This is a genomic window from Mycolicibacterium sp. HS_4_1, from assembly GCF_054515875.1.
The window spans coordinates 2,855,208-2,878,180 of record NZ_CM137261.1 but is presented as its reverse complement, the minus strand read 5'-3'; the positions used below and the strand labels follow the sequence as shown (position 1 = coordinate 2,878,180).

Annotated in this window: 11 protein-coding genes; 4 read left to right on the top strand and 7 right to left on the bottom strand. The window is 67.2% G+C overall.

All coding sequences use genetic code 11. The annotated features are described in order from the left end of the window. Nucleotide 1: 1 nt before the first annotated feature. Together ileS and ACX12F_RS13695 are read right to left on the bottom strand one after the other, a co-directional pair. Nucleotides 2–3,148 (bottom strand): isoleucine--tRNA ligase, encoded by a 3,147-nt coding sequence (gene ileS / locus ACX12F_RS13700; RefSeq protein ID WP_459370343.1) that lies wholly within the window; start codon nucleotides 3,146–3,148, stop codon nucleotides 2–4. A gap of 287 nt (nucleotides 3,149–3,435) precedes the next feature. Then, the gene (locus ACX12F_RS13695; RefSeq protein ID WP_459370063.1) at nucleotides 3,436–4,080 is read right to left on the bottom strand and encodes a hypothetical protein; all 645 of its coding nucleotides are present in this window, start codon (nucleotides 4,078–4,080) and stop codon (nucleotides 3,436–3,438) included. A gap of 134 nt (nucleotides 4,081–4,214) precedes the next feature. On the opposite strand from ACX12F_RS13695, the gene ACX12F_RS13690 reads away from it, so the two are divergent. The 3 genes from ACX12F_RS13690 to ACX12F_RS13680 all read left to right on the top strand — a co-directional run bounded on the left by ACX12F_RS13690 (nucleotide 4,215) and on the right by ACX12F_RS13680 (nucleotide 7,266). Further along, the gene (locus tag ACX12F_RS13690; protein WP_020100525.1) at nucleotides 4,215–4,568 is read left to right on the top strand and encodes a hypothetical protein; all 354 of its coding nucleotides are present in this window, start codon (nucleotides 4,215–4,217) and stop codon (nucleotides 4,566–4,568) included. Between the two features lie 55 nt (nucleotides 4,569–4,623). Then, nucleotides 4,624–5,358, top strand: coding sequence for a hypothetical protein (locus ACX12F_RS13685; protein ID WP_459370062.1), 735 nt, complete (start codon nucleotides 4,624–4,626; stop codon nucleotides 5,356–5,358). Nucleotides 5,359–5,526: 168 nt separating this feature from the next. Next, a complete protein-coding gene (locus ACX12F_RS13680; RefSeq protein ID WP_459370061.1) occupies nucleotides 5,527–7,266 on the top strand; it encodes an AMP-binding protein in 1,740 nt (579 codons plus the stop codon). Nucleotides 7,267–7,355: 89 nt separating this feature from the next. Here the strand turns inward: ACX12F_RS13680 and ACX12F_RS13675 are convergent, their stop codons facing one another. Next, complete coding sequence (locus ACX12F_RS13675) at nucleotides 7,356–10,553, bottom strand: MMPL/RND family transporter (protein ID WP_459370060.1); 3,198 nt, start codon at nucleotides 10,551–10,553, stop codon at nucleotides 7,356–7,358. A 219-nt stretch (nucleotides 10,554–10,772) separates the two neighbouring features. Here ACX12F_RS13675 and ACX12F_RS13670 point away from each other — a divergent pair, with 219 nt between their 5' ends. After that, on the top strand, nucleotides 10,773–12,011 hold the full coding sequence (locus ACX12F_RS13670) for a glycosyltransferase (protein ID WP_459370059.1): 1,239 nt from the start codon (nucleotides 10,773–10,775) through the stop codon (nucleotides 12,009–12,011). Between the two features lie 28 nt (nucleotides 12,012–12,039). Here the strand turns inward: ACX12F_RS13670 and ACX12F_RS13665 are convergent, their stop codons facing one another. From ACX12F_RS13665 to pks2, 4 genes are all read right to left on the bottom strand, one after another. Continuing rightward, nucleotides 12,040–13,452: a condensation domain-containing protein gene (locus ACX12F_RS13665; protein ID WP_459370058.1), complete on the bottom strand. Its 1,413-nt coding sequence runs from the start codon at nucleotides 13,450–13,452 to the stop codon at nucleotides 12,040–12,042. A 41-nt stretch (nucleotides 13,453–13,493) separates the two neighbouring features. Further along, nucleotides 13,494–14,903: a hypothetical protein gene (locus ACX12F_RS13660; RefSeq protein ID WP_459370057.1), complete on the bottom strand. Its 1,410-nt coding sequence runs from the start codon at nucleotides 14,901–14,903 to the stop codon at nucleotides 13,494–13,496. 3 nt (nucleotides 14,904–14,906) lie between these two features. Beyond that, nucleotides 14,907–16,376, bottom strand: a complete 1,470-nt coding sequence (locus ACX12F_RS13655; protein ID WP_459370056.1) for a condensation domain-containing protein — start codon at nucleotides 16,374–16,376, stop codon at nucleotides 14,907–14,909. Between the two features lie 63 nt (nucleotides 16,377–16,439). Continuing rightward, complete coding sequence (gene pks2 / locus ACX12F_RS13650; RefSeq protein WP_459370342.1) at nucleotides 16,440–22,685, bottom strand: sulfolipid-1 biosynthesis phthioceranic/hydroxyphthioceranic acid synthase; 6,246 nt, start codon at nucleotides 22,683–22,685, stop codon at nucleotides 16,440–16,442. Nucleotides 22,686–22,973: the final 288 nt, after the last annotated feature.

The following is a 22,973-nucleotide window of genomic DNA, read 5'->3' as shown; positions in this document are numbered from 1 at the left end:
CTCACGCTTTCGCGATGACAGCCCGCACCCCGTCGCCGACATCGGCGCCGTCGGCCAGGTCCGTGACGGCCACGACGGTGAAGTCGGTGGCCAGGATCTCGCCCGCGATCAGGCCGGCATGGGTCCTCGCCCACGCCTGCTTGTCGGCCGGCACCGCGAACGTCACGGCGATCCGGTCGGACACGTCCAGCCCGGTGGCCTTGCGCAGGTCCTGCAGTTCGCGGATGCGGTCCTTGGCCCAGCCCTCGGCCTCCAACTCGGGAGTGACTGTGGCATCGAGCACCACCAGGCCCGCACCTTCGGGCAGCGCCGCGGTGAACTCAGGTTCTGCGGCAACGAGTTTCGAGCTGTACTCCGCCGGGAGCAGGACAGCGGGCCCCGCGGTCAGCGTGCCGTCGGCGTTGACCACGCCTTCCCCGGCCTTGACGGCCTTGATCGCGGCCTGCACGTCCTTGCCGATGCGCGGACCCGCCACCCGTGCGTTGACGGTCAACTCGAACTTGCCGTAGGCGTCGATGTCATCGGTGAGCTCGACCGCCTTGACGTTGAGCTCATCGGCGATGAGGTCGACAAACGGCTGCAACGCTTCCGGATTATCGACTGCCACGGTCAGTTTCGGCAACGGCAGGCGCACCCGCAGCTTCTTGGCCTTACGCAGCGACGAGCCCGCCGAGCAGACTTCGCGCACCCGGTCCATGGCGGCGACCAGCTCCGGGTCGGCAGGGACGACGCCGGCTTCGGGCCAATCGGTGAGGTGGACCGAGCGCTCCTCGGTCAGGCCACGCCAGATCACCTCGGTCGCCAGTGGCAGCAGCGGCGCAGCCAGGCGGCAGGTCACCTCAAGCACGGTGTGCAGGGTGTCGATGGCGTCGGCGTCCTCTTCCCAGAACCGCGAACGCGACCGTCGCACATACCAATTGGTGAGCGCCTCGGCGAACTGACGCAACTGCTCGCACGCACCCGAGATATCGCAGACGTCGAGGGACTCGGTCAGCGTGTCGCGCAGGTCGGCGAGCTTGGCCAGGATGTAGCGGTCGAGCACGTGCGGTGAGTCCGTGCGCCAGGTGCCCTTCTTCGGCGCGTAGAGCGCCAGGAAGGAGTACGCGTTCCACACCGGCAGCAGCACCTGCCGGACGCCGTCGCGGATGCCCTGCTCGGTGACGATCAGGTTACCGCCGCGCAGGATCGGCGAGGCCATCAGGAACCAGCGCATGGCGTCGGAGCCGTCGCGGTCGAACACCTCGGACACGTCCGGGTAGTTGCGCAGCGACTTGCTCATCTTCTGGCCGTCGTTGCCGAGGACGATGCCATGGGCCACACAGGTTTTGAAGGCCGGACGGTCGAACAACGCGGTCGCCAGCACGTGCATGGTGTAGAACCAGCCACGGGTCTGGCCGATGTACTCGACGATGAAATCGCCCGGAAAATGGGCTTCTTCGCTCGCCGAACCGTCGAACCAGTCCTGATTCTCGAACGGATAGTGCACCTGCGCGTAGGGCATCGAGCCCGAGTCGAACCAGACGTCGAACACGTCCTCGATGCGGCGCATCGTCGACTTCCCGGTCGGGTCGTCGGGATTGGGCCGAGTCAGCTCGTCGATGTAAGGCCGGTGCAGATTGTCCGGCCGGACGCCGAAATCGCGCTCCAGTTCGTCGAGGCTGCCGTAGACGTCGATCCGCGGGTAGGCCGGGTCATCGGACTTCCACACTGGAATCGGGCTACCCCAGTAGCGGTTTCGCGAGATCGACCAGTCGCGCGCATTGGACAGCCACTTGCCGAACTGGCCGTCCTTCACGTGCTCGGGGTACCAGGTGATCTGCTGGTTGAGCTCGACCATCCGGTCGCGGAATTCGGTGACCTTGACGAACCACGATGACACCGCGCGGTAGATCAGCGGATTGCGGCACCGCCAGCAGTGCGGGTAGGAGTGCTCGTAGGTCTCGTGCCGCAGCAGCGCCGGCGCGTTGACCGCCGCCGGGCCGGTGCCGTTCTTCAGATCCTTGATGATCTGCGAATTGGCCTCGAAGACCTGCTGTCCCTGGTAGTCGGGCACAGTCGAGTCGAAGCGGCCCGTGGAGTCCACCGGCGTGACCGCGACGATGCCCGCGGCGTCACAGGTGGCCTTGTCGTCCTCGCCATAGGCCGGGGCCATGTGGACGATGCCGGTGCCGTCCTCGGTGGTGACGAAATCGCCCTGCAGAACCTGAAACGCGTTCTGCGCCTGGTCGCTGTCGACGAAGAATGCGAACGGCGGCAGGTAGTGCGTGCCCAACAGTTCGGCGCCGAGATAGCTGCCGACGACGACCGGCTCCTCGCCGAATTCGCGCACATAGGCGGCCAGCCGGGCCTCAGCCAGGACGTAGTTCTGCTCGTCGGGGCCCACCACCTGCACGTAGGTGACCTCGGGATTGACCGCGACGGCCTGGTTGGACGGCAACGTCCACGGCGTGGTGGTCCAGACCAGCAGACGGGCACCGGCGACGGGTCCGTCGGTCGCGACGAAGCCCACGGTCAGGGCCGGGTCCTGCCGGCTCTGGTAGACGTCGTCGTCCATCCGTAGCTCGTGGTTGGACAGCGGGGTCTCGTCGTTCCAGCAGTACGGCAGCACCCGGTTTCCCTCGTAGGCCAGGCCCTTGTCCCACAGCTGCTTGAACGCCCAGATCACCGACTCCATGAACGTCAGGTCCAGGGTCTTGTAGTCGTTGTCGAAATCGACCCAGCGCGCCTGGCGGGTGACGTAGGACTGCCACTCGTTCGAGTACTTCATGACCGACGCACGGCAGGCGTCGTTGAACGCGCCGATGCCCATGGCCTCGATCTGGGCCTTGTCCGAGATGCCGAGCTGGCGCTGCACCTCGAGCTCGGCGGGCAGGCCGTGGGTGTCCCAGCCGAACCGGCGCTCGACCTTGTAGCCGCGCATGGTGCGGTACCGGGGAACGATGTCCTTGACGTAGCCGGTCAGCAGGTGGCCGTAGTGCGGCAGACCGTTCGCGAACGGCGGACCGTCGTAGAAGACGTATTCGGGGGCGCCGTCGCGGCGGGCGATGCTGGCGCGGAAGGTATCGTCGCGGGCCCAGAACTCCAGAACCTCGGTCTCGAGGTCGGGGAAGTTCGGTGTGCCGCTGGCGGTCTTGGGGTACGCGCTCACGTCAGGGGTCTCCAGTGCCGTCAGCACCAAACAGGTGCTCAGTTCCAGGCACGGGGACGACGATCTCGCGTCTGGACGCGAGCGCCGCGGTACCACCCCGCTTGCGCACGACCGGCCCCGGAGGCCCGGCACGTGCGCCGCTCAACTGACGGCGATAACGGGCCTACCCGTTCGGTTCTACTGGGCTGCGGCAGTCGGGGCCGCCGCGGCCGTTCTTCCGAATGCTCCCCGGTGATGGCCGGATCGATACGTGTGCTGCGATTCTAACGGGCGCGGGTCACCACGGATTACTCGGAGACCGGCATGGCCTCGGAGGCGAGCTCGATCACGGCGTAGGCGAACTGCTCGGCGAGTTCTTCCACGGTGTAGGGCTCGAATTGATGCCGGGCGTACCACCAGTCCACGTGCAGCACGTCGTCGGCTTGGAATGCCCGCACCTCGAGGGTGTGCACCGGGCCCGGGTGGTCGCCGTCGATCGCGGACATGCCGTAGCTGAACAAGACGTCGGCAACGTCGGTCGGGTTTGCGGTGGCGGCGGCCAGCGCACTGCGCACCGCCTGCACCATCTCGGTGGCGTCCACGTCGGACGCCGAGACACAGTCGACTTCCAGCCGGCGCAGCACCGCCAGCCCGCCGCCCGAGCGTTCCTTGGCTGCGGCCACGTCGACCGCGGCCCGCCCGGATCCGATGACGCGCTCGATGGCGCGGCCGAGCGCACCGATCAGCAACACCTCGGCGTCGACTCCCAGGTATTCGGCACCGCCCTCGAGCTCGGCGGCGATCACCGGCGACAGCGGGGCTTCGAGCCGTCGCATGTCGACTGCAGCACCGGCGGTGTCGACGCCGCCGAACTCATAGTCGGCGACATGGATCGTCGCCGCAGCAGCAGAAGGGAGAACGGGGTCGATCTCACCGGCGTACGCAAGAGTCATGTGATGCACACTACAACACGATTCCCAAATGTGGGACATAGCTCCCGAAAGTGTGACGCCCATGTCAATTACGGCTTATATGTCGCGGAACTAGTTGCTAGCAACCAAAGGGGGGAAGGGTCTATCGTTGCAGGGTGCCCCGAACAGACCAGAACGGCAGACAGCTCAAAGCACTGCTCGACTACATCTTCGACGGCGACGTCGAGGCGAGGGAGATCTACGGTGCGCTCGGCACGTCGAGCAGCACGTACTACCGGCGGATCAAAGAGGCCGACTACCCCAACGCGGAGGAGCTGCGGCTGGTGGCCGACCACTTCCGGTTGAGCTACCCCGATCTGCAAGTCCGGTTCGGCTTGATGAGCCACGACGAAGTCATCAACTACATCCAGTCGGCACCGCTCGCGGTTGCCACGGCGGCGCCCGCGGTGCCCAAGCGCGCCACAAAGTTGTCGGAAATGACGCGACGTGCTGATGCACCGCCGCTCTGACCAGTAGAGTCTGAGCGGCACCAGCGCTGACAAGAGCTTTCAGAAGGCTTCCACCATGGCTCTCACATTTCTCATCACGATCACTCTCGCCTGCATGGCGTGGAGTCTGTGGATCCGTCGTGTCACCTGGTCCTGCCGCTGGGAAGTGGCGGCGACTCTCAACATCGCACTCCAGGCCGCGGCCGTCGCCCTGATGTCCCCCATGGCCGCCGACACCCTCGGCCGGGCCATCCACTCATTGACCGGTGTCTGGAACCTGCCGGCCTATCTGGGCCATGACTGCTACATCGTGGCCGCCTCGGCCATCGTCTACAACGCCATCGGCCGCCTGGCCGACGACGCCGCCATGCAGAAGATGTTCACGCAGTACATCGAGCGGCCCGCCACCCTGTGCATCCCGGTGCTGTTAGCGCTGTTCTCCATGAGCGTCGCCGGCCGCGAATACTCCCCCGACCTGTTCACCATGCCGACCGACGGCTGGTTGACCGCGTACTGGATCGTGCTCTGCGGCACCCTGACCTACCTGCTGGTGTTCAGTGGCCGAGCCCTGCTGGTCCTGCGCAAGAACGCGGACTCGCGGCGCATCGCCAACATCTACCTGTTCGCCACCGGCAGCGGCATCATGGCCTGCGCCACCCGCATTCTGACCTCGCTGGTTCCGGAGCTGCAGCCCCTCGAAGACGGCAACTTTGTATGGGTGTTCTCCTGCATGTGTGGCGGCGTCTTCGCCCTTGCCTCCGCGCACTCGTGGCTGATCAAGACCAGGTGGTTCTCGAGGGCAGCCCGCTGAGCCTCCGCCACCGACCGTCGGCGACCCGTCAGCAAAAAGCCTGATACGTCAAAATCAGCGGTAATGCCCTACGCTGCTATCCGGCACCCGGTGTCAGTTTGACGGTAGTCAACCGTCACCGACGACACCCGGGCCCTTCACCCCCCGCCCGAACATCCCGAGGAGGAAGTGTCCGTGATCGAGTCGTCTCTGCCGGCCGTCCTGCGCGAACGCGCCAGCCTGCAACCCAACGACCTGGCCTTCACGTTCATGGACTACGACACCGACCCCGATGGTGTGGCCAAGACCCTGACGTGGGCTCAGCTGTACCAGCAGAGCGTCGCCGTCGCCCACGAATTGCGCCAGCACGGTGAGATCGGTGACCGCGTGGTGATCGTGGCGCCGCAGTGCCTCGAATACGTCGTCGGATTCCTCGGCGCGCTCGAGGCCGGCATGATCGCGGTCCCGCTGACCCAACCGATCATGGGCCACCACGACGAGCGCGTCATCTCCGTCATGAAGGACGCGCAGCCCGTCGTCGCTCTCACCACCGCGGCCAGCAAGGACGCCGTCGCGCAGTACGCCACCCCGAACGACGACGGCCGCAGCCCCGTCGTGCTCGCCGTCGACGAGTTGGACCTGGAGACCCGCCGTAAGCCGTTCTCCCGCCGCGAGGTTCGCCCAGAGACCGCCTACCTGCAATACACGTCGGGCTCGACCCGCACTGCCGCCGGCGTGATGGTGTCGCACCGCAACGTCTCGGCCAACTACGAGCAGATGATCGCCGTCTTCTTCTCGGAGTGGGGCAAGGTGGCGCCGCCGGGGAGCACCGTGGTGACCTGGCTGCCGCTGTACCACGACATGGGCCTGCTGCTCGGTGTGTGCACGCCCATCCTCGGCGGTTGGCACACCGTGATGACGAGCCCCATCTCGTTCCTGGTCAAGCCCGCCCGCTGGATCCAGCTCATGGGCAGCCACAAGAACGTCATCACCGCCGCGCCGAACTTCGCCTTCGACCTGGCGGCCGCCCGGACCACCGACGAGGACATGGCCGGTAAGGACCTGAGCACCGTCCTGACGGTGTTCAGCGGCGCCGAGCGGGTGCAGCCCACCACCATCAAGCGCTACATCCAGCGCTTCGCCAAGTTCGGTCTGCCGGGCAAGGCCATCCGGCCCAGCTACGGCCTGGCCGAGGCCACCCTCTACGTGGCTTCTCGTGAGTCCGGTGAGCCGCCGACGGTCGTCGAATTCGATACCGAGAAGCTGGCCGACGGCATCGTCGAGCGCGTCGAGTCGGGCAGCCCGCTGGTGAGCTACGGCTTCTCGCCCTCTCCCCTGGTCCGCATCGTCGACCCGGAGACCCGCCGAGAGGCGGCCGAAGGCACCGTCGGCGAGATCTGGACGCACGGTGAGAACGTGTGTGCCGGGTACTGGAACAAAGTCGAAGAGACCGCCAAGACTTTCGGTGGCGTGCTCGTGGATGCCCCTGAGGGCACCCCGTCGGACACCTGGCTGCGCACCGGCGATCTCGGCTTCATCTCCGAGGGCTCGCTGTTCATCATCGGCCGGATCAAGGACCTGCTGATCATCCGCGGACGCAACCTGTACCCCGACGACATCGAGGCCACCGTCAGCGCGGTCTCGGGCGGTCGTACCGCGGCCGTCGGCTTCGAGGAGGACGGAGTCGAGCAGTTCGCCGTCGTCATCGAGATGAAGAAGCGCGGCGAGACCGAGGACGAGGTCCGCGAGAACCTGGCACAGGTCAAGCACGACATCACCTCCGCCATCTCGCAGGTGCACGGTGTGAACGCCGCCGACCTGGTGCTGGTCGGCCGGGGCTCGATCCCCATCACCACGAGCGGCAAGATCCGCCGGCAGGCCTGCACGGAGCTGTACCGGAAGGGTGAGCTGGCGCGACTCGACGCCTGACGCCTTTCAGAACGACCAGGGCCGCAACGTCTATGACGTTGCGGCCCTGGTCGTTTCGTATACCTCCGGGGCGCGGGCCGTCAGCCGGCTCAGCCGAAGAAGCCGCGGTGCTGGACTGCCCCGGCGGCCTCGAAGGCCGTCGTCATCTGGCAGGCCTCACACGTCGCCGCATAGCCACACTCCGGGCAGGGTTCGACCTCGTCGGACTCCCGGCGGGCCTGACGCTCCGCCTGCAACCGCTCGGTGGCGGCGAGGGCCGCGGCCGCCGCGGCCTCTTCGCGCCTACGGCGCGGCGACTTGGACGGCCACCAGTTCGCGTCGCCGAGCAAAGCCGCGGTCGCCGGCACCGTCACCGTACGGACGATGAAGGTGTCCAGCAGCAGACCGATACCGATGATGAAGCCGAGCTGCACGGCGCCCAGGATGCTACTGACCGTCATGGCGAGCATCGATGCCGCGAAGATCAGACCGGCAGAGGTGATCACACCGCCGGTCGCGGAGACCGTTTTGACGATCGCCGAGCGCACGCCCCACTTCGCTTCGTCACGTATTCGCGATATCAGCAGGAGGTTGTAGTCGGCACCGACCGCCACCAACACCAGGAACGCGATACCGGGCACGCTCCAGGAGATGTCGTATCCCAATATGAACTGGAAGAACACCACGCCGATACCCAGCGCCGAGCCATACGACAGCACCACCGACAGCACCAGATAGAGCGGCGCCACGATGGACCGCAGCAGCTGCACAAGGATCAGGAACACCACGATCAGCGTGACGATCACGATGTACTGGATGTCACTGTTGTAGTAGTCGCGGATGTCGCGGTTCACCGCAGACAGACCGACCATCGACACCTTGGCGTCGGACAGCGACGTGTTGGGCAGTGCCGTCTGGGCAGCCTTGACGATCGCGTTGGTCTGGTCCATGGCTTCTGTGCCGAACGGGTTCAGTGCGGTCTGCACCAGATAGCGCACCGTGTGCCCGTCCGGGGACACGAACAGCGTCGCGGCCTTCTCGAACTCGTTCCGGCTCAGAATCTCGGGCGGCACGTAGAAACCGGCCATCTGCGGGGTGTTGGCGTCACGGCGCATACCGAGCAGGAACGACGAAGCCTGGTTCAGGCCGCCGCCCATCCCCCGGACCTGGTCGACCAACAGCTTCACACCGTCGGCGAGCTGCTTGCTCGAGTCGGCAAGCAGGTTGACGCCGTCGACCGCCTGTTGCAGACGCTTCTCGAGGTCCGCGGTGTCGTACAGCCGCAGCTGCTTCAGCAGGGCCGTGATGCTCTCGATGTTGGTGCCCATGCCGCGGACCTTGTCGTCCATGCCCGGGTCGCTCTTGTACTGCTGCAGCATGTGGCCGAGGTTGATGACCTTCTGGACCGTCTCGGGATCGTTGCCGTCGTTGACGTTCTGGAGACCGATTTTCAGATCGTTGCACGCCGGGTAGTAGTTGCAGAACGGCGTCGCGTTCAGCGTCTCGAGGGCTTTTCCGGACCACTTGTAGACGTCGCCGACCCGGACCAGCTGACCACCGACCGCATCGCCCAGCGAGGTCATCTGGGACACCATCTTGGCCGACTTGTCCAGATCGTCCAGCGTCTTCGAACCGCCGTACTGCTTCTGCAGCGCCGCCATCTGGGTCAGCATGGACCGCACCGGGCCGATGCCCCCGAGCACCTGCGTGCGGATCTGGTTCAGCGCGTCGGCGAGCTGGTACTCGCCGTCGACCAGCTTCTGCAGCATGGCGTCATTACTGTTGATGAGGTTCGAGGCGTCCTTGAGCTTGCTGCCGACCTCACCGGCCTGATACGTGGCCTTCGCCTGCTCCAGCACGTCGCCCGTAGGCCGGGTGATGCCACGGACCGCGTCGATGTGCGGCAACTGTGCGATGCGCTGTGCCATCTGCTCCATGTCGGCCAGCGACTTCGGGGCGCGAAGGTCGCGCGGCGACTGGATCAGCACGAACTGCTGCATGGTGGAGCTGACCGGGAAATGCTTGTTCAGTGCCTCGTATGCGACGTTGCTCGCCGCGCTGGGGTCCAGGTCCTTACGGTTGTCATAGTTGTAGCGGACCAGCGTCGCACAGCCGGCGAGCGCAAGCAGCACGGCGAGGCTGGTGGCCAGATGTGTCACCGGGCGGCGCACGATGTTGACGCCCGAACGGCGCCAGAACTTGCCGGTCATGTCCTTGCGCGGCTTGATCCAGCCACGCCGTCCGACGAGGACGATCAGGGCCGGCAGCATCGTGACCGACGCGAAGAAACCGACCAGCACGGTCACCGCCAGCGCCGGGCCGATGGTGGCGAACACCCCGAGGGTGGCGAACGACAGCGCCAGGAAGGTGATCGCGACGGTGCCGGCCGAGCCGGCGATGACTTCGCCGATCGAGGTCAGGGCAGAGACCAGCGCCTGATCACTGGCAACTCCCTGTCTGATGAACTCCTGATATCGGCTGAACAGGAATATGGCGTAGTCGGTCCCGGCACCCATCATCATGCCGGTCATCAGCACCAGCGTCTGCGGTCCGACCGCGAGCCCCATCAGGCCCAGACCGGCCACCAGCTGCTGCGCGACCACCAGCGAGACGCCGATGGTGACCAGCGGCAGCAACATCGCCACCAGGCTCCGGTAGACGATGATCAGGATCGAGAAGACAAGGACGGCAGTGGCCGTCTCGATCATGTGCTGATCGCGGGCACCGATTTCGTTGATGTCCTGAAACGTGGCCGATGCGCCCACGATGTTCAGCGTCAGGTCACTGCCCTTGACCACCTCTTGGATGGTCTGCTGAGCATTGCTGAAGGCCAGCTGGCCGGGGCCGGTACCCATACTGCCGACCAGGCTGACCGGCAGCTGCATCGCCTTGCCGTCCTTGCTGACCATCACCTGGCGCAGCTCGGGAATGTGGATGAAGTCCTGCGTCGACCTGACGTTGGTCTTGTCGGCGTTCAGCTTGTCGACGAGACGGCGGTAGACCTCTTCGTCGTCCTTGCTGATGCCATGCTCGTTCGTCAGCAGGATGACCGCGACGTTGCCGGCGTCGGCTTCGCGGAACGCGTTCTTCATCGTGTTGCTGGCAACCAGCGTCGGCGCGTCGTCCGGCAGGAACGGTGGCGGGCGCCGGCCAGCGACGTCGATCAACGTCGGAAGCGCGAGAAACAGGATGGCCGCCAGCCCGACCCAGGCGGCCAGGACCGCGACGGGACGCCGCACCACGTACTTGCCGAGTGCGGCGAAACCCGCATGTGCCAAAGCACCGCTTGGCCTGGCACGTTTCAGCATCCCCGACAGGCTACACGCCGCAAACGGATCAGATGCACCGACCGGCGCGGCACTATCGGCGCTGTCAAAGAGCCGCATACCCGGCGCCATGCTGTAATCGGGTGTGCCAGTGATGAAGTCACCCAACCCCCTGCGCCCCCCTCGGCGCCGGACGTCCTTGTTGCCATCGGTGCCCCAGCAATGCGGACAACAGCGGCAGACCGATATGTGTGATGCCCTGTGAAGTTTGCTATCGCCATCCATGGCACGCGCGGAGACATCGAACCCAGCGGTGCTGTGGCCAGAGAACTGCTGCGTCGCGGCCACGACGTCCGCATGGCCGTGCCGCCGAATCTGGTGTCATTCGTCGCTTCGGCGGGACTTCCGATGCCCGCCAGCTACGGCGTGGATTCTCAGCAGCAACTGGATGCGGACATCTTTCGCGACCATCTGAGCATCAAGAACCCGGTGAGCGTGGTCCGCGAACTCAGGGACTACATGACGCAGGGCTGGCAGGACATGAATGCCACCCTCACCGACGTCGCCTCCGGCGCGGATCTACTCCTTGCCGGGACCACATATCAAGAGGTGGCCGCCAACGTCGCCGAGCATTTCGACATCCCGCTGGCCGCCCTGCACTACTTCCCGTTCCGCCCGAACAGCCAGGTGCTGCCGGTGCCGCTGCCGCTGCCGCTGATCCGCCGCGGCTTCGCGGTCGGAGAATGGTTCCACTGGCGCATGCTGAAGGAAGCCGAGGACATCCAGCGGCGCACCCTTGGCCTGCCGCCGGCGACGGTGCGGGCGGTCCGCCGCATCGAAGACCGTGGCGCCCTGGAGATCCAGGCCTACGACGAGGTGCTGTTCCCGGGGCTGGCGGCCGAATATGGCGACGCCAAGCCCCTGGTGGGATCCATGTCGATGGAACTGCAGACCGACACCGATGCCGACGTGATGGACTGGATCGCGGCCGGCAAGCCACCCATCTACTTCGGCTTCGGCAGCATGCCGGTGGAGTCCCCCGCCGCCGCGGTGGCGATGATCGACACCGTGTGCGCCGAACTCGGCGAGCGGGCCCTGATCAGCTCAGGGGTCTGGGACCTGCCGGACACGGCGCTGGGCGATCACGTGAAGCTGGTGGGCGCGGTCAACCATGCCGCGGTGTTTCCGCTGTGCCGGGCGCTGGTCCACCACGGCGGCGCCGGCACCACTGCAGCAGGGCTGCGTGCCGGCGTGCCGACGGTCGTGCTGTGGGTCAGCGCCGACCAGCCGGTCTGGGCCGGGCAGATCAAGAAGCTGGGGCTCGGGGCGTCACGCCGCTTTTCGAAGACCACGCCGGCATCACTGAAAGCCGCGCTGCGCACGGCGCTGCAGCCGGAATGCGCGGATCGGGTCCGTGTCGCCGCGGCGCGCATGACGAAACCGGCGGACAGCGTGGCGCGCACCGCGGATCTGTTGGAGAAGGCCGCCCAGGCCCGCTGAGGGCCTGGGCGGAAACGCCCGGTAGGCGCTAGTAGATGGTCAACGGCGTGAGATCGAACTCGTCGAGCGTCTGCTGGACGAGTTCGCGCAGCATGGCACGGCTGTTCTCGGCCCCCACCTGGTAGCCGACGATGCCGAGGTTCACCCGCCCGTTGTACCGGCCGGACGCGACCACCAGCAGGCCGCCCGGCCGCTCGATATCGGACCTCTTGACCTTCTGCTCGACACCCCAGCAGTTCAGGAAGGTCGCCTGGTTGACGCCGTCGGGCCGGCACATCAGGTCGGGCAGCTCTGCGAAGTTGGAGCATGTCACCGGCATGTCACCAAGCACGAGGTCGGCCGTCTTGTTCACCGCGCGCAACGGAATGAACGGCGTCAGCGGCAGCAGGATGAACGACTCGTCGGGCTGATCCTTGGCCGTGCTGAGCGAGGTCCGTAGCGACGCCCGCAAGTCCGTCAGGTCCTTGGCGACGTGGGTCGGGTCGACCGTGAGGTTGGCGAACGCCATGGCGTTGGCGCGGGTGTCGTCCATCGAGGTCCGGTCGTTGACCGCGACCATGAGCGAAATGTTGTTGTCGTGCTTGCGGTGTCGTTCCATGCGGACACCCAGCCGGGACGCGAACGCCGCGGCCAGCGAGTAGGTGTTGCCACCGAGGGCTTCGCATTTCGCATCCCACTGCTCGACGTCGATGTGGGTGCCCGCGAACGGCATCAGTACATACTCATCGCCGGCGCCGGCAGTCACCGCAGGCCGGGTGTCCCCGGAAGTGCGAATCTCGTGACGTCTGCGGTGGAGCATCTTCGCGGCGGCCACCACGGTCCGGCGGACCTCGGGGAAATCACGCCGGGCCTGACGCAGATCGGCGCGGATGCCCTGCCAACGGGTCCGGGAGCCCGGCTGCGCATATCCCAGATCGCGGCCCTGGCCGAGCACAGACTCCATGATGGCGGCCACCGCCCCGGTGCCGTCGATCAGGCAGTGCGACAGCGCCAGCGCGACAGCTGTCGAACCGTCGCTGAACGACTGGACACCCAGGTGCCAGCCCGGACCGTGTTCCGGATCGATCGGGAGCTGCGACCGCTCTTCGAGCCAATCGGTCAATTCCGAACGCGGACGCGGGGTTTCGGCGATGTCGAGGGGCCGCTCGAGGGGCGGAGCGGCAACCCACCGGGCCCGGCCGAACGGCAACGGCGAGCGCTCGATGCGGCGGGCCGCGAGGCTGCGTCCGAAGTTCGCATGGAACCGGCGCAGTCCGTCGAGATCAACGGGCCCTTCGTAGAACCACATGGCCAGCATGACCTGGACCCGGCCACTGGCCCGGTACGACAGAAACGTCGCCTCGTCCATGTAGTCCAGACGGTCCTGCGAACGGTCCAGCTCCTGGGGCAGCTTGGCGAACCGGCGACGACCGGACCGTTTTGACCGGGTATCAGTGGACAAGATAGACCTGGCCCTTCACTTTTCGATTGTCTGAAGCGGGATTACTCGTAGACGGCGGAAAGGCCGAACTCGGCCAGCGTCTCTTCCACGTACGCGCGCAGCGTGGCCTTGGTGTTATCGGCACCCGGCTGGTAACCGATCACCGCCATCGACACCCGTCCGATCATCTGCATGGAGATGACCGTCAAAATGCCCTTGCGGTGTTCCAGCACCCCGCGGGGAACCTGGCCGTCCACACCGCGCGCCATGACGTATTCGGCCGGGGTCCCGTCGACGCGAGCCAGGTCGTCCGGTAGCACCCCGAGGTTCGAGCAGAACACCGGCAGCTCACCGAAGCCGACCGCGATGTCAGCGGCCTGCGTGACGGCGCGTTTGGGGATGAACGGCGTGAGCGGCAGCAGCTCCAACTTCTCGTCGGGCTCCTCGCGCATCTTCCGCAGGGCTTCCTTGATGATCGCCCGGGTCTCCGTCAGATCCTCGGTGACGCCCTTCGGATTCACCCGGGCATCACCGATCAGCACCGCGTTGGCCCGGGTGTCCTCCAGCGTGCGGTCGTTGATCGGCACGACCAGCGGCACCACACCTTCTGCCTCGCTGAACCGCCCCATCCGCTCGGACAACCGGGCGGCGAAACCGGCGATCAACGCATAGCTGTTTCCGCCGAGTGCTTTCGCCCGGGCGTCGAATTCAGCAGCGTCGATGAACGCAAAGATTGCCGGCACCACCAGGTTTTCCTTGGCGCTGGCCGAATCCAGGTGGGCCGCCGGCGACTTTCCGGAGCGGCGCAGCTCGCTGCGTTTCCGATAAGCCTGCTTCGCCGCCGACTTCATCGAACGGCCGAGTTCGGGCAGATCGCGGAAGGTCTGGCGCAGGTCGGCGCGCACAGCACCCCATCGAGACCGCGAACGTGGCTGCGGCAGACCGAGATCGCGCCGCTGGCCCGTCACCGACTCGAACACCGTCAGCATGGCGCCGCCGCCGTCGGCGATGCAGTGCGAACCGACCAGGCTGACCACCGTGGCACCGTCGTCGAGCGGTTGCACACCCATGTGCCACGTCGGCCCGAACTCCGGGTCGACCGGGATCTGTGCGTGCTCGTCCAGAAAGTCGCCGAGTTCCGACCGGGGGCGCACGGTCTCGTACATCCGGATCGGCGCCGGTGGCCCGAGCGCCGACACCCAGCGGTGCCGGCCGAACGGCAGGACCGACGGTTCGATCTGGCGCCCGCCGAGACCGTGGCCGAAGTTGTAGTGGAACCGGCGCAAACCGTCCATGTCCACCGGGTGTTCGTAGACCCAGCCGAACTGCATGACCGCAGCCTGGCCGGTGGCCCGCAGGCCCAGGAACATCGCCTGGTCGACATAGTCGAGCACGCGGCTCTGGTCGTCGCCGCCAACAGCGCGCCAGCGGCGCAACAAAGGCACACGCGACGGGCGCGTGGAGGTCGTCACAGGTCAGCCCTTCACAGCTCGAATCAGTTCGCTGCGGCAACCGTTGTGGCGCAAGGCATCCGAACGGCCGGCACCCGAACCACCGTCGGCGACGCGCAGGTACACGGCACGCATCGCGTGCAGATACTTGTCCACCGATTCGCGGGCGATCGGATTGTCCGGGTAGGCGATGGTGACCGACGTTTCCTTCTCGGAACGGTTCACCCAGATGCCGATCTGGTACGCCGAGCGAGCATCGCTGTACACCCGGCCGTTGAGCCGCTCCCACTCGTTCATGATCGCCGGCGACAGCGGTGGCAGGTTGGTGTCCAGGTACGACACCATCGGCACGCCCGGGTCCGCCTTGCGGATCGACGCCACCTTGCCCTCGGCGAGTTCCAGCACCCTCTCGAACGGGACATGCGCCAGGTCCATGCCGGCGTCGAACGCCTTCTGCATGGCGCGGGCCGTGTCACCGAACGAATCCGGCGATACCGGGACGCTGATCGGCACGACGCCGGTGAACCAGCCCGTGGTCATGAACTCGGCCGGAGTGCGGCGCGTAGTGGTCGGGGTGATGATGTTGTAGACCGGCCGGCCGGTGAGCTCATGCTCGGCCAGTGCTGCGCAAGCGATCACGCCGCCGATCACGCGGGCGCCCGCCGACAGGCAGGCCGACTCGAACCGCTCCGACTGGTGCTTGTCCATCAACCGGACGGTGAGCATCTCGCCGCCGCACGGCACCGTCGGGTCACCGAGGGGCAGCGGGAAGCACGGCAGCGTGCCGTCGTTGGCCTCGGCGAACTTGATCCAGTCCTGGACCTCCGGGGACTCCAGCGTCAGCGACGCGGTGAACTCCGCCTGCTTGACGCAGTAGTCGTCGTAGCTGCCGGCGTCGGCCAGCGGAATGGGCGGAGCGCCACTGACCAGTGCCGCGTACATGAGGTGGATCTCGACCAGCACCAGCCCCATCAACAGCGCATCGGTGTGCACATGGTCGATGCTGAAGTAGAAGGTGAAGTGGTCGTCGCGCTGGATGATGCCGAAGTGGAAGCAGTCCCACTGCAGCGGGTCGGGCGTCGCGAGCACGTGGTCACGCCACTGCTGCGCGTTCATCTCGCCGTGCTCGGTGGGCACCAGCTTGATGTCCCGCGGGCTCTTCGCCGTGCGGCGCACCACCGAGTCGTCGTCGAGCAGCTCGAACCAGCTGTGGAACGTGTCATGCCGGCGCACGTACGCGTTGATGACGTGCGTCATCGCCCGGACGTCGCACTTGCCCGGCATGTCCCACGCGGCGATGTTCAACCGCGCCATGTCGGTGCCGTTGCGCTCGTGCGAACGGAACGCGCGGATGTGCTGGCTCTGCTGGTAGCTCACCGGCACCGAACTGACCGGCGCATTGCGCAGCTTGGCGAGCGACGCAGAGGAAGGGTTCCAGGAAGTCAGAACACCCGAGGAACCCATCCAGTCATGGATGGTCCTAATCGCAACCATGTTCACTCTCCTGTGCTTCGGTGAATTCAGCGCGCGGCTTCTGTGACGCCCTACTCTGACCCGTCATGTCGAAATCGCCGTCGAAATCGCCTCCCCCAGGCGTTCTGCCAGTGCTCGAACATTCGTGATGTCCGACGAACCGATCCGGACTCCCGTCTCGGCCTCGATACGGGTCCGCAGTTCGAGCGCCCCGAGCGAATCGAGGCCGTACTCGGCCAACGGACGATCGGGATCGACAGATCGCCTAAGTATCATAGACATAGCGTCGGTGATCAGGCGCCTCAGACGAGCGGGCCGCTCCTCCTCCGACAGGGCGTGGAACTCCGCGAGGAACTCGCTGGTGCCCGCACCTCCCCGACCGATGTTGGCGAACGACTCGGCAAACTTGCTGGTCTGGGCGAAAGCCACCAGCCAGTCCGCTCCGGCCACCGGCGCGTAGCCGGCGTAGGCGCGGTCGTGGCGGATGATCGCGTCGAATGCGTACGCGCCGTCCTCCGGATCGATCGCCATGGCCTCGTCGGCGGCCATGCCCTGCCCGGCTCCGATCTTCGCCCAGGCGCCCCAGGCGATGGCCGTGGCCGGCAGGCCCTGGGCCCGGCGCCACTGCGTGAACGCATCCAGCCAGCTGTTTGCCGCGGCGTAGGCGCCCTGTCCGGGTGAGCCCACCATGGCGGCGGCCGACGAGAACGAGCAGAACCAGTCCAGCCCGGCCCCGGCCGTCGCCTCGTGCAGGTGCCACGCGCCGGATACCTTCGGAGCCCAGTCGCGCTCGATCAGCTCGTCGGTGATGTTCGGCAACGTCGCGTCCTCGACCACCGCCGCGCCGTGCAGCACGCCGCGCAGCGGCTTGCCGGTCGACTCGGCGGCCGCGACCAGACGGGCCGCGGTGTCGGCGGCGGCGATGTCACCGAGGACCACCTCGACCTCGGCGCCCTTGCTCCGGACCACCTCGATGGCCTGCTGGGTCTGGGCGCTCGGCTCCGAACGCGCGTTGAGCACGATGCGTCCGCAGCCGCCGGCCGCGAGCTTCTCGGCCAGGAACAGGCCCAGACCGCTCAGACCACCGGTGACGATGTACGAACCGTCGGGCCGGTACACCGGGGCATGCTCCGGCGACAGCACCGCCTCGAACTCCCCCGTGTGCGGGATGTCGAGCACGAGCTTGCCGGTGTGGCCGGCCGCGCCCATCACACGGATGGCGGTGGCGGCGTCGCTCAGCGGATAGTGCGTGGTGTCCGGCACCGGCAGCACACCGTCGGCGATCTGCCCGAAGATCGTCTCCAGCATGCCGCGGGTGACGTCGGGGTTGGTCAGCGTCAGCAGGGCCAGGTCGAGCGCGTAGAACGACAGGTTCCGGCGGAACGGGAACAGGCCCATCCGGGTATCGCCGTAGATGTCGCGCTTGCCGATCTCGACGAACCGGCCGCCGAACGTCAGCAGCTCGACACCGGCCTTCTGTGCCGCGCCGGGCAGCGAGTTCAGCACGACGTCAACGCCGTAGCCGTCGGTGTCGCGGCGAATCTCCTCCGCGAAGGCCGTGCTGCGGGAATCGTAGACGTGCTGAATTCCCCAGCTGCGCAGCAGGTTTCGACGATCGTCGCTACCCGCGGTGGCGTAGATTTCGGCACCAGCGGCCCGCGCGATGGCGATGGCGGCCTGCCCCACGCCACCGGTGGCCGAGTGGATCAGCACCTTGTCGCCGGCCTGGATGCGGGCCAGGTTGTGCAGGCCGTACCAGGCGGTGGCGTGCGCACTGGGCACCGCTGCCGCACTGCCCTCGGGCAGGTCGTCCGGAATCTTCACGGCCAGGTTGGCATCGCAGGTGACGAACGTCTTCCAGGCACCGGTCAGCGAGATGCCCGCCACCCGGTCACCGATCTGGTGATCCGTGACGCCCGGGCCAACCGCGGTGACGACACCGGCGAAGTCCGCACCCGGCTGCGGGAGCCGGCCCTCGAAGCTCGGGTACCGGCCGTACGCGACCAGCACATCGGCGAAGTTCAGGTTGGACGCCGCGACCGACACCTCGATCTGGCCCGGTCCCGGAGCGACCCGCTCGTACGCGGCCAGTTCCGCCGACGACAGATCGCCGGGGGTCCGGATCTGCAGCTGCACACCGTCGGTCTCCGGTCGCACGACGCAGGTGCGGCGTTCCTCGGGCTGCAACTGGCTCAGGTTCAGGCGCGCGGTGAACCACTCGCCCGAGCGCCATGCCGTCTCGTCCTCTTCCGAGCCGGACAACAGTTCCGCCGCGACGTGCGCCACGTCGGCCTGCACGTCCAGATCGATCTGGGTCGGCCGCATCGCCGGGTACTCCATGCCGATGGCTCGCATGAAGCCGCGGATACCGCCCTGCTCGAGGTTGGCCACATCCGCGGGCAGCACGGTGCGGGCACCCCGGGTGAGCACGTACAGCCGCGCGGGCTGACCCGGCACGTCCGGCAGTCCGCGCACGATGTGCACCAACTGCTCGACCTGCGTCATACCGCGCTGCGCGGTGGCCGCCGACGCAGACGCCGCCGAGTCCTCGGGCACACCCGTGACGACGACGACGCCCTTGAAGGGCTTGGCGGTCAAGGTGGCCTGCAGCGACTCGAGGTTCGACGCATGGTCGGCGTCGGCCGGCCACGCCATGGTGGAGACGTCGGCCTCGTCGGACTGCAGGACCTCGGAGAGCTTCTCGGTGAGGCTGTCGGCGTCTGCTGCGGCCGAGATCAGCAGCCAGCGGCCCGGATCCACGACGTCGGCTACCGGAGCATCTTGGCTGCGCCATTCGATGTTCAGCAGGCGCTCGTTCAGCAACCGTTCGCGCTGACCGTCCTCGGACACACCGGTGCCCAGGCGCAAGCCGGTCACCGCCAGCAGCACCGCACCATTCTCGTCGAGTACGTCGATGTCGGCCTCGACGGCTGTCGGGGACAGGCTGACGAGCTTGACGTAGCAGTAGTGCGCGTTGCGCGTCGATTCGTAGGCCCGCAGCTTGCCGACACCCAGCGGCAGCATCAGCGCGCCGGTGGTGTCACCGTGCAGATCGGGATGCGCGGCCACCGCCTGGAAGCAGGCGTCGAGCAACGCCGGATGCACCGTGTACGCACTCTGCTGCGACCGGATGGCCCCGGGCAGCGTGACCGCCGCGAGGACCGTGGTGCCCACGGTCGTGTGCGCCGCGGTCAGGCCCGAGAACGCCGGCCCATACTGGATGCCGCGATCGGCGAACCAGGCCCTCAGGTCGCCACCGTCGACATCCTGCGTGTGGGCGGCGACCAGCTTGGCCAGGTTGTAGGCGGGGCGGGCGGCGTCATCGTCGACGGCGTGCAGCGTCGCGGCGGCCCGGCGCACCTGCTCGCCGTCCTGGTAGGTCTCGACGAGGAAGTCGATGTCGCCCGACGGAACCGCGGTCGCGACCGCCGACACGGCGGTCTCCTCTTCGAGCAGCAGCATCGCCTCGAAGGTCACGTTGCGCACCTCGGAGGCCTCGCCCAGCACCTCGCGAGCCGCACCGAGTGCCATCTCGCAGTACGCCGCACCAGGCAGTGCCGCCACGTTGTGCACCTGGTGGTCACCCAGCCACGGCTGCATATCGGTGCCCACGTCGGACTGCCAGACGTGGCGCTCGGGCTCCTCCGGGAGGCGGACGTGCGCGCCGAGCAGCGGGTGCACGGCCAGCGAGGCCCCGCCGGGCGCCTGCTCGTGCGGGTCGCGCGTGAGGATGAGGTGGTTACGGGTCCACGTCGGCAGCGGCACGTCGATGAGCACGCCATCGGGGTACATCGCCGAGAAGTCGATTGCCGCACCGGCATTGTGCAGGTCGGCGACGACCTCACGCAGGCCGTTCGGCACCTCTTGTTCGCGACGCATCGCCGCCAGGGCCGCGATGCCGATGTCCTGATGCGCGGCGTTCTGGTTGACCGCGTGCACCAGCAGCGGGTGCGGGGCCAGCTCGATGAAGACCCGGAAGCCGTCGTCGAGCGCGGCCTGCACCGCGGCGCCGAACCGCACCGTGTGGCGCAGGTTGTCGACCCAGTAGTCGGCGTCGTAGTCGGCGGGATCGCGCGGGTCGTACTGCGTGGCCGAGTAGTACGGCACCGTCGGCTCGTCGGGCTCGAGGTCCTCGAGCGCGTCGGCGAGCTCGTCCAGGATCGGGTCGACCTGCGGGGTGTGCGACGCCACGTCGACGGCCACCTCGCGCGCCATGACGCCGCGCTCGTCCCACTCCTTGACCAGCGTGCGGATGGCCTCCTTGTCACCACCGACGACGGTCGACTGCGGCGAGGCGACGACCGCCAGCACGACGTCGCTGACGCCGCGGGCGCCGAGCTCGGAGAGGACTTGCTGGGCGGGCAGCTCCACCGATGCCATGGCGCCCGAGCCGGACACCTTGAGCATCAGGTTGGAGCGGCGGCAGATGACCTTCACGCCGTCGGCCAGCGACAGTGCGCCGGAGACGACTGCCGCCGCGGATTCGCCCATGGAGTGGCCGACGACCGCGCCGGGCTGCACACCGTAGGACCGCAGGGTCGCGGCAAGCGCCACCTGGATGGCGAACACCGCGGGCTGGATGCGGTCGATGCCGGTCACCGTCTCACCGGCGGTGATGGCTTCGGTGATCGAGAAGCCGGACTCCGCTTCGATCAGCGGTTCGATCTCGGCGATGGCGGCCGCGAATGCGGGCTCGGCGGCCAGCAGGCCGGCGCCCATGGCTGCCCACTGAGAGCCCTGGCCCGAGAACACCCACACCGGGCCACGATCGCCCTTGCCGGCCGAAAGCTGGTACGGCGTCTCGCCGTCGGCGACCTCGCGGAGCGCCTGGATCAGCCCCGTGGCGTCCTCTGCGAGCACCGTGGTGCGGACCGGGCGGTGGGCGCGGCGGCGGGACAGCGTGTAGGCCGTATCCGCCACGTCCAGGGACTCGCCCTGGGCTGCCGCCCAGTCGGCCAGCCTGCCTGCGGTGCGGCGCAGTTCCTCGGCCGAGGTCGACGACACCGGGAACAGCAGCTTGCCATTGCCAGCCAGGCTCCCCCGGCCCTCGGACTCGACGGTGCGCGGCGACGATGCGGCGGGCGCCTGCTCGACGACGGCATGCACGTTAGTGCCCGAGAGGCCGTAGGCGGACACGGCGGCGCGGCGCGGGTGGTCGGCGGTGGCCGGCCACGGCACGAGCTCCGTCGGCACGAACAGGCCGCTGGAGATCGCGGCCATCTCGGCGGGCATCTCGTTGTAGTAGAGGTTCTTCGGCACCTCACCGTGCTGCAGGGCCATGACGGCCTTCATCAAACCGACCGCACCCGAAGCCGACTGCGCGTGGCCGAGGTTGGTCTTCACCGAGCCCAGGACGACTGGGCCTTGCTGGCCGTAAACCGTTGCCAGACTTGAGTATTCGATCGGGTCACCAACCGGCGTTCCGGTTCCGTGCGCCTCGATGTAACCGACGGTGGCGGGATCGATGGCGGCCAGGTCGAGCGCGCGCCGGTAGACCGCGACCTGGGCGTCCCCGCCCGGGGTCGCGATGTTGACGGTGTGACCGTCCTGGTTGCTCGCGGTGCCGCGGATGACGGCGAGGATGCGGTCGCCATCGCGCTGCGCGTCATCGAGGCGTTTCAGCATGAACATGACGGACGCCTCGGCGGACACGAAGCCGTCAGCGGCCACGTCGAATGCGTGGCAGTGGCCGGTCGGCGACAGCATGCCCTGCGCCGAACCCGAGGACATCTTGCGCGGCTCCAGCATGATGTTGACGCCACCGGCCAGTGCGGCGTCGCTCTCGCCGTCGTGCAGGCTGCGGCATGCGTGGTGCACGGCGAGCAGGCTGGACGAACACGCCGAGTCGACGGTGTACGCGGGACCATGGGCGCCGAGATGGTAGGAGACGCGACCCGAGGCGAGGCTGTAGTTGTTGCCGGTGAAGCCGTACGGCCCCTCGATGGCGTGCGCATCTGCGGCCAGCAACTGGTAGTCACCGGCAGTCATGCCGACGAAGACGCCGGTCAATGAGCCCGCCAGCGACGCTGGGTCGATACCGGCGTGCTCCACGGCCTCCCAGGAGGTTTCGAGGATCAAGCGGTGCTGCGGGTCGATCGCGGTGGCTTCGCGGTCGCTGATGTTGAAGAAGTCGGCGTCGAAGCCGGCGACGTCATCGATGAAGGCGCCCCACTTGGAGACCGACCGGCCGGGCACGCCGGGCTCCGGGTCGTAGTACTCCTCGGCGTCCCACCGCTCCAGCGGAACTTTGGTAACCAGGTCGTCACCGCGCAACAGGGCTTCCCACAACTCCTCTGGCGAACCGATTCCGCCAGGAAGTCGGCATGCCATGCCGATGATCGCGACGGGTGTCGTCGGTGACCCACCCACTTAGCTACCGCCTCTCCGTGCAGTCCGGACCGACTCCGACACACGCTGTGCCGGGTGGCTCGCAGACCGCCGCTCAATCTTTTTGGAAATCGTCTTTGCCGCTTTAATCAAACTGGCTCGAAATCCTACCGGGTCAAATTAACTGATCCGCCGAATCGGGGCTACCCGTTTCGGCCGAATCGCTACCAGGCGACCATCACCACCGGATATCCGCAGCACACTCGCCACGGAAGGCCCAACCCACCCGGC